Here is a 16271-nt window from a genome sequence, read left to right as displayed (position 1 = left end):
TCGGCAGCTCTCTTACCGCTTAGGACTTGCTGAGAGCAACCTCGGCGGGGGACTCGTCGGGATCGAGGGGGTTCGTGGCCGTGCCGCGCCACTTCGCCAGGGCGCTCATGCCGTGGTAAATGATCAGAGCGGCGGCGGTGCCCAGGGCGATGCCCTCGAACGTGAGGCTGCCGGCGGTCCAGGTGAAGTTGGCGATGCCGATGATCAGTGCGACGGCCGCCGTGGTCAGGTTGATGTTGTTGGAGAAGCTGACCTTGTTCTGCACCCAGATGCGCACACCGAGCACGCCGATCATGCCGTAGAGCAGGGTGGCGGCGCCGCCGAGGACGCCGACGGGGACGGTGGCGATCAGCTCACCGAACTTGGGGGAGAAACTCAGGACCAGGGCCGCGATGCCGGCCACGTAGTAGGCGGCTGTGGAGTACACCTTGGTGGCGGCCATGACGCCAATGTTTTCCGCGTAGGTGGTGGTGCCGGAGCCGCCGCCGAAGCCGGCCAGGGTGGTGGCGACGCCGTCGGCCATGATGGCCCGCCCGGCGTACGGGTCAAGATCCTCGCCGGTCATGAGTGCCACCGACTTCACGTGGCCAATGTTCTCGGCGACCAGTACCAGGACCACGGGGATGAACAGGCCCAGCACGGCAAAGTGAAATGTGGGGGTCTGGAAGTGCGGCAGGCCGATCCAGGCGGCTTGGTCGATTTTAGAGAAGTCCACCTCGCCGCGCAGCATGGCCACGAAGTAGCCAACCACCACGCCGACCAGGATGGCCAGGCGGCCCAGGATGCCGCGGAACAGCACGCTGACCAGGATGATGACCAGCAGCGTGACCAGCGCCGTGATGGGCGCCTTCTCAAAGTTGGACTTGGCCGACGGGGCCAGGTTCAGCCCGATCAGCGCCACGATGGTTCCGGTCACCGGGGCCGGCATGAGCCGGTTGATCCACGAGGCGCCGAACTTCTGCACGATCAGGCCCAAAACGGCCAGTGTCACGCCGGCAACGACCACGCCGCCGAGCGCCCCGGCCACGCCGAACTGCTGCTGCGAGGCCATGATCGGGGCGATGAACGCAAAGCTGGAACCCAGGTAGCTGGGCACGCGGCCGCGCGTCATGACCAGGAACAGCAGGGTGCCGATGCCGGAGAAGAACAGCGTTGTGGCCGGCGGCATGCCGGTGATCAGGGGGACCAGGAACGTTGCGCCGAACATGGCGACCACATGCTGCAGGCCGATGCCGATGGTCCGGGGCCAGCTCAGCCGCTCGTCGGGGGAGACAACCTCTCCCGGCGCGATGGTCTTGCCATCGCCGTGAACGCTCCATTTAGTGCCCAGCAAACTCATCCGCTTCTCCGATTTCCGCCTTCACACGTGCGAGAGGCCCGCCGATAAGAATATAGGAGTGCGTGCGGTCACGGGTGCGGGACGTGGCCTTCGCTGGTCAGCAGCACGACGCCGAGCAGGTCGTTGAGTGCGTGGGCCAGCTCGGGATGGGCTAATTCATACCGCGACCGGCGGCCCTCCGGGATGGCAACGGCCAGTCCGCATTCTCGCAGGCAGGAGAGGTGGTTGGAGATACTTTGCCGGGAAACGCCCAAATTGACGGCAAGATCCGCGGGATACTGCGGTTCCCTGGCCAGGCCCATGAGAATCTCCGCCCTGGTGGGGTCCGAAAGTGCATAGCCGAAGCGGGCCAGAACTGCTGCGTTGCTAATGGGCTTCATTCTCAATATCATACAGCATTTGATGAATTCAGCGTTCGATGTACTATTGAATTATGTCTGGTCACAATCACTCCCATTCGCACGCAGGCGCCCCTGGCGAGAGCCACCACGTCCGGATCGCCGTTGCGCTGGGCATCACCCTGGCTGTCTTTGTCTTCCAGGTCATCGGCTCCATCATGACCGGCTCCCTGGCGCTGCTCTTTGACTCGGCCCACGTCCTCACCGATGCCGGCGGACTGGCCATGGCCCTGCTGGCCGCCCGGCTGATGGTCCGCCCCGCCAGCAGCAAGCGCACCTGGGGATTTGCCCGCGCCGAGGTCCTCGCCGCCACAGCGCAGGCCGCAGTGCTTCTCGCCGTCGGGCTTGTCGTGCTGGTGGAAGGCGTCCAGCGGCTGTTCAACCCCACCGAAATCGCCTCCAACGAGATGATTGTTTTTGGCGCGATCGGCCTGCTCGGCAACATTGTGTCCATGTTTGTCCTCATGGGCGGGCGCAACAAGAACTTCAACATGCGCGCTGCATTTCTGGAGGTGGTGAACGACGCGCTGGGTTCGGTGGCCGTGATCGTTGCCGCGATCATCATTTCCACCACGGGCTGGATGCAGGCCGACGCCATCGTGGCCATGCTCATCGGCGCCTTGATCCTGCCGCGCACCGTGAAGCTGCTGCTGGAAACCATCCACGTCCTGCTGGAGTCCACGCCGTCGGGCCTTGACCTGGACGAGGTCCGCGAACACATCCTCGGCATTGGCCACGTACGCAGCGTCCACGACCTGCACGCCAGCCAGATCGCCACCGGGCTGCCCATTCTGTCGGCCCACGTGGTGGTGGACGACGAGTGCTTCCACGACGGCCACGCACCGCAAATGCTTGACGCGCTTCAGAGTTGCGTCGCCGGGCACTTCTCGGTCAGCATCGAGCACTCAACGTTCCAGCTGGAACCGGCCAGTCACGCCGACCACGAACTTGGCGCCCACCACTAACGTTTGATTCCGCGCTTGCGCCGGCCGGGCTGCGCTTGCGCCGCAGTTCCCTCGCGAGCAGAAAGATTCTTCGCCCGTTCCCCGATGCTCCCAGTGCTCGCAAGCTCACGGCAGGTCCCGTGCATCCGGGCCCGTGCGTTGACAATCCGTGCCGGCTCCAGGTGCTCCGGATCCGGCGCTGCCGCCGGTCCGGAAGTCCCTCGAGTGTGGCTATGCGGCGGGGACTTCTGCAGAAGCGCAGACTTCAGCTCGACTTTTTCATGCGCAGCCCGGCCCCTCTCCGCTTGCGCATATTGCTCTATGCGCAAGCGGAGCACCCTGAGTGTGCGCCTGGGCAAACTCGACTTTGCCTCTGCGCAAGCGCACGTGGTTGCGCCTGCGCAGACACAAAGCCGGTTGATGCTTGCGCAACGTGAACGGCTACCGGGGCGCATGAGAAAAGCCAGTTGGCCCTTTGCGCCAAGTTCGTCCCTCCGCCAGCGCATAACTCAATGCACGTCCTTGCGGGAGCGAATGTTAGGAGATGACGCCGTCCACGAGGGCCTTGGCCTCGGCCTGGACCTGCGCCAGGTGTTCGGCACCCTTGAAGGATTCGGCGTAGATCTTGTACACGTCCTCGGTGCCGGAGGGGCGGGCCGCGAACCAGGCGTTCTCGGTGGTGACCTTCAGGCCGCCGATTGCCGCACCGTTGCCGGGAGCCTCGGTCAGCTTCGCCGTGATGGTTTCGCCAGCCAGGGTCGTGGCTGAGACGTCGGCGGCGGAGAGCTTGCCGAGCGCGGCCTTTTGTTCGCGGGTTGCGGCGGCGTCGATGCGCGCGTACGACGGCGCCCCGAAGCGGTCTGTCAGCTCGCCGTAGTGAACCGAGGGGGACTTGCCCGTGACGGCTGTGATTTCGGAGGCGAGCAGGGCCAGCAGGATGCCGTCCTTATCCGTGGTCCAGACGGAGCCGTCCTTCTTCACGAAGGAGGCGCCGGCGGATTCCTCGCCGCCAAACACGCCCTCGCCGGAGAGCAAGCCGGGCACGAACCACTTGAACCCCACCGGCACCTCAACGAGCTGGCGGCCAAGGTCGGCTGCCACGCGGTCGATGATGGAGGACGAGACGAGCGTCTTGCCCACGCCAGCGGTGGCGGGCCACTGCGTGCGGTGCGTGTAGAGGTACTGGATGGCAACGGCCAGGTAGTGGTTGGGGTTCATCAGCCCGCCGTCGGGGGTGACGATGCCGTGGCGGTCGGCGTCGGCGTCGTTCCCGGTGGCAATGTCATAGGGTGCCCCGGAAGAGAGCTTGTTGATCAGCGATGCCATGGCCGACGGGGACGAGCAGTCCATGCGGATCTTCTCATCCCAGTCGAGGGTCATGAAGGCCCACTGTGGGTCGACGGTGGGGTTGACCACTGTCAGGTCCAGGTTGTGGCGCTCGCCAATCTCGCCCCAGTAGTCCACGGAGGCCCCGCCCATGGGGTCGGCACCGATGCGGACACCCGCGGCACGGATGGCGTCAAGGTCCAGGACTGAGGGGAGGTCGTCTACGTAGCTGGAAAGGAAGTCGAACTTGCCCGTGGTGGAGGCGGCCATGGCCTCCTGCAACGGCACGCGGCGGACGCCACGCAGGCCGTCCTCGAGGAGGTCGTTGGCGCGGTTGGCGATCCAGCCGGTCGCATCGGAATCGGCAGGTCCGCCGTGCGGCGGGTTGTACTTGAAACCGCCGTCGCCGGGCGGGTTGTGGGACGGGGTGATGACAATGCCGTCCGCAAGCCCGTTGGCGCGGCCCTTGTTGTAGCTGAGGATGGCGTGCGAAACGGCTGGTGTGGGCGTGTAGGCGTGGCGGGCGTCGATCAGCACTTCCACGCCGTTGCCGGCGAGCACTTCAAGGGCGGTGTTCTGGGCGGGTTCGCTCAAGGCGTGCGTGTCCTTGCCCATGAACAATGGTCCGGTGATGCCCTGCCCGGCACGGTATTCGACAATGGCCTGCGTGATGGCGGCGATGTGCCCTTCGTTGAAGGAAGACTTCAAGGAGGAGCCACGGTGCCCGGAAGTGCCAAACGCCACCCGCTGGGCCGGATCGCTGAGGTCCGGGGTCAGGTCGAAGTAAGCGTCCATCAGGGCAGTGATGTCAACGAGGTCTTGGGGAAGGGCAACAGTGCCCGCGCGGCTAGCCATAATTACAGCATGACAGAGCGGGGCCGTCTTTGGCATCCACTGCCCATCCTGTGAACCATCCGGGTGTTGCGGAACCATCCGGGTGTTGCGGCCGGCGGGCCACCGGGATGCTTGCACTAGCATGGGAGGCAACTCTTCTGGATGCCGCTTTTCCTGCACGGGCATCAACTCCCAAGGAGCACACGATGACGAACTACCCGCAGCAACCCGGGCCGGTGCAGTACTACGGGGCGCCCACGCATTTTCAGGGAGGCACGGGCTACGCCGAAAAATCCGCTGGCCCGCAGGGATTGAGCCTGGCCAGCATGATCCTTGGACTCAGTTCCCTGCTTTTCCTTGGTTGGCTGATGCTGCCGCAAATTGCCGGCATCGTTCTGGGCCACATGGGTCTGCGCAAGGAAGCCCCGCAGGGTCAGAGTTTCGCCGTCACCGGCCTGGTCACCAACTATCTGGCGCTCGTGATTTGGGGCGCGTTGTGGGCCTTTGGACTGTTCTTCTTTGCCGCCATCATGGGCATCCTTGAAGGTGAGTTCACCACCTATGCCTAGCCGCCGGCAGCCCACAGCCCGGCCCTGAGCCCGCACTGAAATTAGCCCGCGGTCGTCCCCAACGCAAACGGCACCCCACCTTCGCGAAAAAGCGAAAGGTGGGGTGCCGCCGTCGTACTTTGCGGTTTAGAGAATGCCTGCCATCAATTTCTTGACCGGCTTCTTGACCAGGAACAGCAGCACGCCGAAACCAATGGAGACCAGGCCCACCACGAGGAAGTAGGGGGTCTCATTGGCGGGGTCGTACCACTGGGCGAGGACGCCGGACATGGCCGTGCCGAGCGAGACGGACAGGAAGAACAGCGCCACCATCTGCGTCTGGAACGCGGCCGGGGCAAGCTTGGTGGCCAGGGAGAGGCCCACGGGGGAGAGCATGAGCTCGGCGACCGTGAACAGCAGCAGGATGAAGACGATCGCCAGCATCGGCACCATGGCCATGCCCGCGAACGGGATGAAGGACAGGTACGCCAGGCCCATGACGACCAGCGCCGCAGAGAATTTCACGGGCGTGCCGGGCTGGCGGGGGCCCCATTTGGTCCACACTGCGGCAAAAACGCCGGCCAGGATGATGATGAAGACGGGGTTGATTGAGGTAACCCAGCTGGCGGGCACCTCCCAGCCGAGGATGCTGCGGTCAAGGCGCTTGTCGGAGTAGAGGGCGATCACGGTGAACTGCTGCTGAAACAGCGACCAGAACACGGCGCTCGCCAGGAACAGCGGCATGAACGAGTACACGCGGCTGCGCTCCAGGCCGGTCAGGGTCTTGTTGGCCAGGATGACGGCAAAGTAGGCGATAGTGGCCAGAATGACGACGGCCACGATGACCCACTTGAGGTTTTCGGCGGTGATGAGCTTCAGGGCCACTGCCACAACGATGAGTGCGACGCCGGCAATCGCCAGGGCGGCGAACTTGCCATACTGCGCCCTGGGAAGCGGGTTGGGAACACCGTGGGCAGATGCGGGCAGGTTCTTGCGCGTCAGGCCGTACTGGAGCAGGCCGAAGCCCATGCCAACTGCGGCGGCAGCGAAACCGATGTGGAAGCCGTACGTGACCTGCAGCCAGCCGGTGGCCAGCGGGCCGATGAGGCCGCCAATGTTGATGCCCATGTAGAAGATGGAGAAACCGGCGTCGCGGCGGTCGTCGTCCTTGGAATACAGGGTTCCCACGAGTGAGGTGGCGTTGGCTTTCAAACCACCGGAGCCGACACCGATGAGGATCAGGCCGATGGTCAGGCCTGTGGCGCCGGGAATGAAGGCAAGGGAGAGATGGCCGGCCATGATCAGGATGGCACTGTAGAACAGCACCTTTTCCGAACCCATCAGGCGGTCAGCGACCCAGGCGCCCAGGATGGTGGAGAGGTACACGCCGCCGCCGTACGCGCCGACAATGCCCAGCGCAGTGGTCTCGTCGATGCCGAGGCCGCCCTGCGTGACGGAGTAGTACATGTAGTAGGCAAGGATGCCCTGCATGCCGTAGAAGGAGAACCGTTCCCACAGCTCGACGCTGAAGAGGTTCAGCAGCATCTTTGGCTGCCCAAAGAAGGATGTGTCGCGGGGTGTCTGGGGAGCCTTGGCCGTTTCGGCGGGGCTGTCTGGTGAACTCACACCACTAATTTTGACACCTGGGTCACAATCAGTCACATTTGCATTTCTGTGGACGGGCTGCATTGGCCAGCCTCGGGTCCCCCGAAGATAGCGCCTATCTCCTCCCAGTACCCGCTTCGCTCGCACCGGCTCTCTCGGGGATAGGCTTGGTCCCGTAATAATTTTTCATGTGCGAGGAGATTACAGATGTCAGACATCATGAGCGTGACCGTCAGCGAACTGGGTGCCGACGCGGTGATTTTGGATGTCCGCGAAGACTACGAATGGGAAGCCGGCCATGTTGACGGGGCCCTGCACATTCCGCTAGAGCAGCTGCCGGAGCGCCTGGAGGAGCTGGATCCAGACGTTGACGTGAACGTCATCTGCCGCACCGGTGGACGCTCTTTCCGTGCCACCACCTGGTTGATCCAAAATGGTTACAGCGCGTTCAACGTTGTTGGCGGCATGGGCGCCTGGTTTGAGGCCGACAAGCCCATGGTCGCCCCCAACGGCGAAACCCCGCGCGTTCTCTAACCCTCCAGCTTTCAGCGGTCCCGTATTTCCACCAACGACAGGTTCTTCATGACTTCCGCGCCGATTTCTTCCACGCTGCCCCTGACTTTCCTTGGGCCGGAGGGGACCTTTACCGAATCTGCCCTGCTGCAGGTTCCTGGCGCGGGCGCCATGGCCCGCATCCCGTCAACCAACGCCGCAGCGGCATTGGCGAAGGTGCGCTCGGGTGAGGCATTTGCCGCGATGCTGCCGATCGAGAACTCCATTGAGGGCGGCGTTCCTGCAACCCTGGACGCGATTTCCAACGGGGTGGAGCTGCGGATCCTGCATGAAGTGGTTGTTCCGGTCAGCTTTGTGCTGCTGGCACGGGCCGGAGTTTCCCTGGAGGACATTACGGCCGTGGGCACCCATCCGCATGCGTGGGCACAGACCCGCGACTGGTTTGGCGAACACCTGCCGTCGGCGTCGCATGTTCCGGCAAATTCGACGGCGGCTGCCGCCCACGCGCTGGTGGCCGGCACCGACGCTTTCCAGGCCGCCGTGTGCGCGCCGCTGGTGGCCCAACAGACCGGCCTGAACGTTCTGGCCGCCGGCATTGAAGACAATATTGGTGCTGTCACCCGGTTTGTGCTGGTGGGCCAGCCCGGGACCCTGCCCGAGCCGACGGGAGCGGACAAGACAACCCTGGCGATTCCGCTGCCCGAGGACCACCCCGGTGCTTTGATGGCCATCCTGGAACAATTTGCCAGCCGAGGCGTGAACCTGAGCCGCATTGAGTCCCGCCCGACCGGGGAATTCCTGGGACACTACACGTTCAGCGTTGATGTGGACGGGCACATCCGCGACGCACGCGTGGCCGATGCGCTGCGCGGACTGCACCGGGTCAGCCCCAACATCCGCTTCCTCGGGTCCTACCCGCGGGCGGACAAGCAGCCGCCGCTGATCCATTCCTACAACGCGGATGCAGCCTTTGACGAGGCTGCAACCTGGGTCGACACCCTGCTCTAGCGGGCGTTTGCTCGTCCGGTCTGGGTGCCGCCTCTGATCAGTCCCCAATTCGAGTACGCAGTTATTAGACGAAAAACGCCGAAAACGGGCCGTTTTGGTCTAATAAGTGCAAACTCGAATTCTTTGAGAGTGGTTGGCCTGCGGCACGCTCAGAGGCAACGGCTGCGGCGCGTCTCTTTCGCCCGCGCACCGGCGAGCCTATGCTTGGCGTATCTCCACGAAAGCACTTTCTGGGGACAAGGAAACGTTGGTCCCAGCAGGGAAGAGGCGAGTCGGTCATGGATCCGCATGCAGGCAAAAACGAAGGCACCATAGTCAATCCCGGCCGGAATGAAGGCAAGGACACTTCGGTGGGCGACGAGGGCGACGACGCCAATGACTTGCGCTTTGACGAAGAGGAACGCCTCATCCGGGAACAGGCGCAACGCCCCGAAACCGACTGAGCGCAAGCTGGCCCGGCAGATACGGATTAAGTCGAAGCCGGCCAGACCGGAAGCGTAATTAGCCCGCCGGGTTGTTCGGCGCCGCCACGCGCACCAGCACGGCCTTGTGTTCCACACTGACTTTCACCTGTGTGGCCGGGCCCGACGGGTCTCCGTCAATCTGTGTCTCCACGGGCAGCACCGTGCGAATGGTCACGTTTTTTGAGCGGTAAAAATTAATCACTGGCAGGTGGTTCTTGTGCTGGAACACCACTTTCCCGGCCATCGCCAGCCAGCCCAGGGCGCTGCGGGGGCTGATCACCACAACGTCGAGGACGCCGTCGTCAATCAACGCATTGGGGACAAAATCAATACCGCCGGGGACCAACCCGCAATTGGCAAACAGCACCGAACGGACCTTGCGCTGCTGTGCCGGCTCGTCGTCCAGGGCGATGCTGACCTTCTTTCGCGGCCCGGCCATGTGCCGCAGCCCCGCCTCGCTGTACGCCAGCCAGCCCACATGCTCCTTCAGCTTGGAATTGGTGTCTCCCATGATCTCGGCGTCCATGCCCAGCCCGGCAATCACCATGAAGGAATGCTTGGCCACCGCGCCCGTGACGCCGTCCTCAATCTCCATCAGACCAGCATCAATGTGCCGTTGGTGCCCGAACAAGGCGATCTGGACGCTGCCGGCAATGTCGGTGACATCCAGGTTCAGGTTGCGCGCCAGCAGGTTCCCGGTGCCCAGCGGAATGATCGCCATGGGCACTTCGGTGTGCCGCAGGGTCTGGGCCACAGCGCGCACCGTGCCATCCCCACCGCCCACAATAACGACGTCGGCCCTTGCCTCAAGCGCGGCCATCGCCATGGCGAGACCCGGGTCCTCGGCGGTTGTCTCCAGAAAAATGGGCCTGGGCCAGTCAGCCTTTGAAACGGAGCGGGCGATGAGCGTCTTTGCGTCCTCGGCCCCGTTTTTGGTGGGGTTGTAGATGAAAACAACCTGCTGCCTGGCCAGGTGGATCTTGTGCGGGGAATCGCCCACGGCGCTGCGGGTGTGCTTTTGTGCAAGCTTGCGGACACCCAGCCAGCTGACGGCCGCCGCAAGTAGAACGGCGGCCACAATAACGACGACGAGAATTTCAGTTGGCATGATTCCCTAACCTTAGCCGGTCAACTTGTTTTGATTGGATAGGCTTAGGGCGTGATCGATGTACGAGACCTCTGCGAAAATCCCGAAACCTACCGTGCCAGCCAGCGTGCCCGTGGTGCCGAGCCGTCCATTGTTGACGCCATCGTTGCCGCCGACGCTGCCCGGAAGTCCGCGATCACCTCTTTTGAGGCATTGCGGGCCGAGCAAAACGCCTTCGGCAAGAAGGTTGCCAAGGCCAAGGGCGAGGAAAAGGCTGCCTTGCTGGCCGAGGTGAAAGAGCTGGCCGTGGCTGTCAAGGCAGCCTCAGCCACTGCCGATGTGGCCGCTGCCGAGCAGGACGCCCTGGTCCGCAGCCTCCCCAACCTGGTCTCCGACGGTGTCCCCGAGGGCGGCGAAGACGATTTTGTTCTGGTAAAAACCGTGGGCACGCCGCGCGAATTCCCCGACTTTACCCCCCGAGACCACCTGGAAATCGGCGAGCTCATTGGCGCGATCGACATGGAACGCGGCGCCAAGGTGTCTGGCTCGCGTTTCTACTTCCTCAAGGGTGTTGGCGCCCGCCTGGAAATGGCGCTGCTGCAGATGGCCATGGACCAGGCCATCGAGGCCGGCTTCACACCCATGATCACCCCCACGCTGGTGCTGCCCGAGACCATGGCCGGGACCGGTTTTGATGTGGAGCACGACGCCGAGATCTACCGTCTCGCTGACGACGACCTTTACCTTGTGGGCACCTCCGAGGTGGCCCTGGCCGGCTACCACGGCAACGAGATCATCAACGTTGACGAACCTGTCCGCTACGCCGGCTGGTCCTCCTGCTACCGCCGCGAGGCCGGTTCGCATGGCAAGGACACCCGCGGCATCATCCGTGTGCACCAGTTCAACAAGGTGGAAATGTTTGTTTACACCACCGTGGAAAAAGCTGCCGAGGAGCACCAGCGCCTGCTGGCCTGGGAAGAGGAAATGCTGGCCAAGGTGGAGCTGCCCTACCGTGTCATCGACACCGCGGCCGGCGACCTTGGCATGTCGGCATCCCGCAAGTTCGACTGCGAGGCCTGGGTCCCCACCCAGGACGCCTACCGCGAACTGACCTCCACCTCAAACTGCACCACCTTCCAGGCCCGCCGCCTGAACATCCGCGAACGCCAGGTTGCCGAAGACGGAGGCAAGGGCAGCACGCGCGCAGTTGCCACCCTCAACGGCACGCTGGCCACCACACGCTGGATTGTAGCCATCCTGGAACACCACCAGAACGCCGACGGCTCGGTCAACGTCCCCGTCGCCCTGCGCAAATACCTGGGCGGCATGGAAGTCTTCCCGGTCCTGTAACTTTGGATCCACAAGCAGCCTGGATGGGCCGCTGGTGAACGCCGGGCAAATATCCACACTGTGCAAACAGCTGTGGATATTTACCCGGTGTTCACAGTTTTAACAGCAAAAATATGTGGCTTTCTTGGGCCGATCTGTTTCACTGGAGATATGACTATGACAGTAAATAATGAAATTTCCGGCATCGATGACCGGATGAATGAAACAACAAAGTACCTCGTGGCCCTTGACGTGGACGGCACCCTGGTGGACCACGACGGCATCATGACCGACGGCGTCCGCGCCGCCGCCCAGGCCGTGGTTGACGCCGGCCACCACGTCATCATCGCCACCGGGCGCTCCCTCGGTGCGCTGCTTCCCATCGTGGAGGCCATCGGGCTGCGCCGCGGCTACGGCGTGTGCTCCAACGGCGGTGTGACCATCCGGCTGGACCCTGAATTGGCCGACGGCTACGAAGTCATCGAGAGGGTGACCTTTGACCCGGCCCCGGCCCTCACGGTATTGCGCGAGAAGGTTCCCGGCGCCCGGTTCGCCCTTGAGGACGCCGATGGCAACTTCCTCTCAACTTCCCGCTTCCAGGATGGCAGTTTTGGCATTGAGGCGCGCGGCGTCGATTTCCACCACCTGCTGGAGGCGAAGGCCGTGCGGGTGGTGGTCAACAGCGCCGAAGCCAGCACACAGGAATTCGCGGACGCGATCGCCGCCGCCGGCCTGCACGGGGTCACCTATGCCATCGGCTGGAGCGCCTGGCTCGACATTGCGGCCGACGGGGTCACGAAGGCCTCCGCGCTGGAGGTGCTGCGCGCGTCACTGAACATCGACAGCGCCCTGACAGTGGCCGTGGGCGACGGCTCCAATGACATTGAAATGTTGCGTTGGGCGGCCCGGGGTGTTGCCATGGGGCAGGCCGAGGATGATGTCAAGGCTGCGGCCAGTGAGGTGACGGCTTCCGTGTACGACGACGGTGCTGCCGCCATCCTGCGCAGCCTGGTGTAGTCCCCAAACGCTCCCACTCCTCGCCAGCTCAGAGCGGGTCCCTCGCGCTTGTGGGCCCACCCAAACGCTCCCACTCCTCGCCAGCTCAGAGCGGGTCCCTCGCGCTTGTGGGCCCACCCAAACGCTCCCACTCCTCGCCAGCTCAGAGCGGGTCCCTCGCGCTTGTGGGCCCACCCAAACGCTCCCACTCCTCGCTTGAGGTGCCTCGGCAGCGGTTTGCCATCTTGCCGGGATTATACGGCGTCCTGTCGCTGAAAAAAGCCGTCATGTAGGGTGGAAGAAGAATACGGACGATCAGTGAACCACCGACGTGGAGGTACGCGCTCATGACCACCAATTCTCAGGGAACAGTTGATCCCCTTGACTTCAATGCAGTATTCAAACGGGATGAAGTAAGCGGGCTGAAAGCCACTTTCTACATACCCACTGACGTGGCCGGCACGCAGGCCGACCAGTCCGCGAACATTCTCAAGAGCCACATCAAACTAGCTTCCGAGCAATTCGTGGAATCTGGGATGAGCAAGTCGGACACCGAAGCCATGTTCGCCCCGATTGCCGACCTAGTCGCTGATTCATCGTATTGGAGACTGCAGAGCCGGGGGCTCGCCGTGTTCGTTGCGCCCGGCTTCCACCTGGCGGTGAGGATCCCGCTCGAAGTGAGCGAGTCTGTCATGGTCGCCGACCACTTCCAGGTTCTGCCCTTGGTCCCAATCTTGGAGAATGACGGCAAGTGCTACATCTTGGCACTGGCGAAAAACTCGCTCCGACTCTTCGAAGCGACTCGTAACAACATAGAGCAGCTTCCACTCGGAACGATCCCCGAGTCTTTCGACGCCGTGATCGGTGAGCTTCCCGAACAATCACTACAGTCTCGTGCAATCGGCGGAGGAGAAGCGGCCTTCTACGGTCAGGGCGGATCTGGTGAGACGGAGACCATGCTCACCGAGAAGTTCATTCACGCCGTTGGCAAGGCAGTCGGCGATGAACTCGGAACCGCGCGGTCGCAACCACTCGTTCTCGCCTCCGTTGCGGAGTATCTGCCGATCTTCCGCGACGCCACCTCCTATCCTGCAGTCCATGACCAAGTAATCGCGGGCAATCCTGAACGTAAACTGCCGGATGAGTTGCGTTCGGCAGCCTGGAAGTTGCTGCATGAGAGTGAAGCCGCTCGCGATTCTGCAGAGCGTGAGCGCGCCCTATCAGCGGTTCACAAAGGCAAGGGCGCGTTGGATGCTGCTGAAATCGCGCGGGCAGCGGACGAAGGCCGAGTCGATTCCCTGTACCTGCCACGTGATGAGAAACGGCTGACTTCATCAACCGTGCGTGAGTTGGTAAACCGAGCCGTCTTGTCGACCGTGCGAACATCCGGCACCTTGCGAACGCTGGGCAAATGGGACCGTGACGACGAGATAATCGCCACTCTGAGGTACTGAGGTCCTGAGAAGGAGCCGGGAAACCCACGGGATCCGTGCCGCCGTCGTGGGTCGTTGGCCGAGCGTGCCTCACATCTTTGTGGACAACGTCCCTGCATCAAGTCATCGAGGTTTCATGACGACTGTGCCCGGTGTCACCTTCCGTGGGGAAAGCAAAGGCGGCGCCACCCGATAGGGGAGCGCCGCCGTCGTGCTTCAGGGCTTAGTGCTTGGTGGCTTCGTAACGCTTGATGGAAGCTTCCAGTTCGGCTTCGGCAGCGGCGCGGTCGGCCCAGCCCTCAGCCTTGACCCATTTGCCGGGCTCAAGATCCTTGTAACGCATGAAGAAGTGCTCGATCTCCTTGATCAGGAATTCGTCCACGTCGGAGAGTTCCTGGATGTGGTCGAAGCGCTTGTCGTCAACAACACACAGCACCTTGGCGTCGCCGCCGCCGTCATCGGTCATGTTGAACACGGCGATGGGGCGGGCATCCACAACGACGCCGGGGTGCAGGTCGAAGTCCTGCAGCATGACGAGCGCATCCAGTGGGTCACCGTCTTCGCCCAGGGTGTCATCGAAGAAGCCGTAGTGCGTGGGGTACGCCATGGACGTGAACAGCACGCGGTCCAGGCGGACACGGCCGGTCTCATGGTCAACTTCGTACTTGACGCGTGATCCGCGGGGGATCTCGATGGTGACGTCGTGCTTCATCGTTATGCTCCTCAAATGATGGGGTGTGCGCGGCCTGACGCGGCTCCACGCAAGATTTCCGTCTAGTATGAGGATATAGGCGCTTTCGTTGCGCTGAAAACCCGCCCGGACTTACTGGGTACATTATTGCCCTTTTTCGGTTGAAATCGTTCGCCGGACCATCACTTGCGAAGGAACCCCGATCCCCATGGGACGCACCTCAAAAGTTGTGACGAGCGGCTTGCTTATTTGCGCCCTCGCCGCCGTCAGCGTACCCGTTGGCATGGAATTGTTTCCCGCATTCTTGCCCAAGGATCCCGCCGCCGTGGCTGTTGTGCCCACCGCGCAGCTGGCGCCCACCACCTTGCATCACGTGACTTCCGTCGCCCCCCTGAGTCCCGACGCGCCCCTGCCTGATGCCGCGAGGCTCTCGGCCGAGCTGAAACAGGCGTTGAAGTCCGACGGCGCAGGTACTTTTAGCGTGTATGTCGCCGACGCCCTGACCGGCCGGGAGCTGTTTTCCCAGGATGGAAAGACGGCGAGGATTCCTGCGTCTAACCTGAAACTGCTCACCGCCGGGGCTGCCCTGAAAACTCTCGGCCCTGACACGCGTTTCACCACCAACGCGGTGGCCGGCGAAAAAATCAACGAGATCGTGCTGGTCGCCGGCGGCGACTCCATGCTCGCTGCCGGGGCAGGTAGCGAGGAATCCGTCATGGGCCGTGCCGGGTTGGAAACGCTCGCCAAGGAAACAGCGGCAGCCCTGGCCACCAAGGGGACGAAGGCCCCCGTCACCATCAGTATTGACGACACCTTGTTCACGGGACCCGCACTGAACCCTGCTTGGGCGTCTGAAGATGTTGAGGTTGGCGAGATCGCTCCGATCTACCCCATGGCGTTGAACGCCGGGCGGGTTACCGCCGGCGAGCTGAGCGGGCCGCGCCCGCAGGATTCAGCGGTTGCCGTGGCCGAGTCCTTCGCCCGGGAGCTGGAAAAGGCCGGTGTTGCCACGATGGGCACCATCACCCGCAGCAAGGCACCCGCCGCGCCTGGCACCAACACCACCTCACCCAGCGCCACCGCCTCACCCGCGCCCAGCGAAAGCGACACCGGCCAGCCTGCGGTGCTTGCGCCCGGCGTCGTGCTTGCCTCGGTTGAATCCGCCACGGTCGCCGAACAAACCCGGTTCATGCTGGAAGAGTCCGACAATTATGTGGCGGAAGTCCTGGGCCGCATGGTCGCCGACAAGATGGGGAAGCCTGCCACGAACGACGGCGCAGTGGCCGCCGTCCGCCAGGCCGTCACCGCACTGGGGCTGCCGATGGACACGATCGTGACGGTGGATAATTGCGGGCTGGCGCTTGAAGATCTCATCAGCCCGGCGCAATTGGTGCAGTTCCTGTCGCTGCTGCTGGACAAACCAGGTGCGGACGCCGCACTGGCCCTGCCCGGACTGCCCATTGCAGGGCTGAGCGGCAGCCTCGCCAACCGCTTTGTCCGGCCGCCATCCCTTGACGGGGCCGGGTTGGTGCGGGCCAAGACGGGATCCTTGATTCTTGTCACCGCTTTGTCCGGTTACGTGGTGAATTCCGACGGGCGGCTGCTGGTGTTCTCCATCCTTGGCAACGGGCTCAGCGACGGGGCGGCCGCGGCGCGTCCGGTGGTTGACGCCGCTGCCGCAGTCCTGGCGAAGAGCTGACGGCACACTCATTGCGCTGGCCGCCAGCGGGTGTTCAGCGATCTGTGATCTGATGTA

The 16271-nt window shown here is 63.3% G+C and carries 15 protein-coding genes; 9 read left to right on the top strand and 6 right to left on the bottom strand.

The genetic code is table 11. The features are described from left to right. Window positions 1–19: 19 nt before the first annotated feature. Both art_RS12340 and art_RS12335 read right to left on the bottom strand, forming a co-directional pair. Window positions 20–1339: a uracil-xanthine permease family protein gene (locus tag art_RS12340; RefSeq protein ID WP_038465304.1), complete on the bottom strand. Its 1320-nt coding sequence runs from the start codon at window positions 1337–1339 to the stop codon at window positions 20–22. Between the two features lie 68 nt (window positions 1340–1407). Further along, window positions 1408–1719: a helix-turn-helix transcriptional regulator gene (locus art_RS12335; RefSeq protein ID WP_038465302.1), complete on the bottom strand. Its 312-nt coding sequence runs from the start codon at window positions 1717–1719 to the stop codon at window positions 1408–1410. A 53-nt stretch (window positions 1720–1772) separates the two neighbouring features. Between art_RS12335 and art_RS12330 the strand changes: the two genes are divergently transcribed. Next, entirely contained in the window at window positions 1773–2702 is a 930-nt protein-coding gene (locus tag art_RS12330; RefSeq protein ID WP_038465300.1) for a cation diffusion facilitator family transporter, read from the top strand. A gap of 516 nt (window positions 2703–3218) precedes the next feature. Here art_RS12330 and pgm read toward each other — a convergent pair. Further along, complete coding sequence (gene pgm, locus art_RS12325; protein ID WP_038465298.1) at window positions 3219–4862, bottom strand: phosphoglucomutase (alpha-D-glucose-1,6-bisphosphate-dependent); 1644 nt, start codon at window positions 4860–4862, stop codon at window positions 3219–3221. Window positions 4863–5047: 185 nt separating this feature from the next. Here pgm and art_RS12320 point away from each other — a divergent pair, with 185 nt between their 5' ends. Further along, entirely contained in the window at window positions 5048–5410 is a 363-nt protein-coding gene (locus art_RS12320) for a DUF4190 domain-containing protein (protein WP_052136394.1), read from the top strand. Window positions 5411–5536: 126 nt separating this feature from the next. On the opposite strand, the gene art_RS12315 is transcribed toward art_RS12320, so the two are convergent. Continuing rightward, the gene (locus art_RS12315; protein WP_052136393.1) at window positions 5537–7015 is read right to left on the bottom strand and encodes a peptide MFS transporter; all 1479 of its coding nucleotides are present in this window, start codon (window positions 7013–7015) and stop codon (window positions 5537–5539) included. 186 nt (window positions 7016–7201) lie between these two features. Between art_RS12315 and art_RS12310 the strand changes: the two genes are divergently transcribed. The 3 genes from art_RS12310 to art_RS22255 all read left to right on the top strand — a co-directional run bounded on the left by art_RS12310 (window position 7202) and on the right by art_RS22255 (window position 8958). Further along, complete coding sequence (locus art_RS12310; protein ID WP_038465296.1) at window positions 7202–7528, top strand: rhodanese-like domain-containing protein; 327 nt, start codon at window positions 7202–7204, stop codon at window positions 7526–7528. A 48-nt stretch (window positions 7529–7576) separates the two neighbouring features. Next, complete coding sequence (pheA, locus tag art_RS12305) at window positions 7577–8515, top strand: prephenate dehydratase (protein WP_038465294.1); 939 nt, start codon at window positions 7577–7579, stop codon at window positions 8513–8515. A gap of 278 nt (window positions 8516–8793) precedes the next feature. Next, the gene (locus art_RS22255) at window positions 8794–8958 is read left to right on the top strand and encodes a hypothetical protein (RefSeq protein WP_157875251.1); all 165 of its coding nucleotides are present in this window, start codon (window positions 8794–8796) and stop codon (window positions 8956–8958) included. A 58-nt stretch (window positions 8959–9016) separates the two neighbouring features. On the opposite strand, the gene art_RS12300 is transcribed toward art_RS22255, so the two are convergent. Further along, window positions 9017–10087 (bottom strand): diacylglycerol kinase family protein, encoded by a 1071-nt coding sequence (locus tag art_RS12300; protein WP_038465292.1) that lies wholly within the window; start codon window positions 10085–10087, stop codon window positions 9017–9019. A gap of 51 nt (window positions 10088–10138) precedes the next feature. Here art_RS12300 and serS point away from each other — a divergent pair, with 51 nt between their 5' ends. The 3 genes from serS to art_RS12285 all read left to right on the top strand — a co-directional run bounded on the left by serS (window position 10139) and on the right by art_RS12285 (window position 13845). Continuing rightward, window positions 10139–11416, top strand: coding sequence for a serine--tRNA ligase (gene serS / locus art_RS12295; protein WP_038465290.1), 1278 nt, complete (start codon window positions 10139–10141; stop codon window positions 11414–11416). A gap of 150 nt (window positions 11417–11566) precedes the next feature. Next, entirely contained in the window at window positions 11567–12412 is an 846-nt protein-coding gene (locus art_RS12290; RefSeq protein ID WP_038465288.1) for an HAD family hydrolase, read from the top strand. 326 nt (window positions 12413–12738) lie between these two features. Then, the gene (locus art_RS12285; protein ID WP_038465285.1) at window positions 12739–13845 is read left to right on the top strand and encodes a hypothetical protein; all 1107 of its coding nucleotides are present in this window, start codon (window positions 12739–12741) and stop codon (window positions 13843–13845) included. Between the two features lie 202 nt (window positions 13846–14047). Here the strand turns inward: art_RS12285 and art_RS12280 are convergent, their stop codons facing one another. Further along, window positions 14048–14536, bottom strand: a complete 489-nt coding sequence (locus art_RS12280) for an inorganic diphosphatase (protein ID WP_038465283.1) — start codon at window positions 14534–14536, stop codon at window positions 14048–14050. 187 nt (window positions 14537–14723) lie between these two features. Here art_RS12280 and art_RS12275 point away from each other — a divergent pair, with 187 nt between their 5' ends. Continuing rightward, window positions 14724–16214: a D-alanyl-D-alanine carboxypeptidase/D-alanyl-D-alanine-endopeptidase gene (locus tag art_RS12275; protein WP_052136391.1), complete on the top strand. Its 1491-nt coding sequence runs from the start codon at window positions 14724–14726 to the stop codon at window positions 16212–16214. The last annotated feature ends 57 nt before the right edge of the window (window positions 16215–16271 follow it).

This window comes from Arthrobacter sp. PAMC 25486, from assembly GCF_000785535.1.
Lineage (GTDB): Bacteria > Actinomycetota > Actinomycetes > Actinomycetales > Micrococcaceae > Specibacter.
The sequence above is the reverse complement of the archived record's forward strand: the minus strand, read 5'-3'. Positions and strand labels throughout refer to the sequence as shown.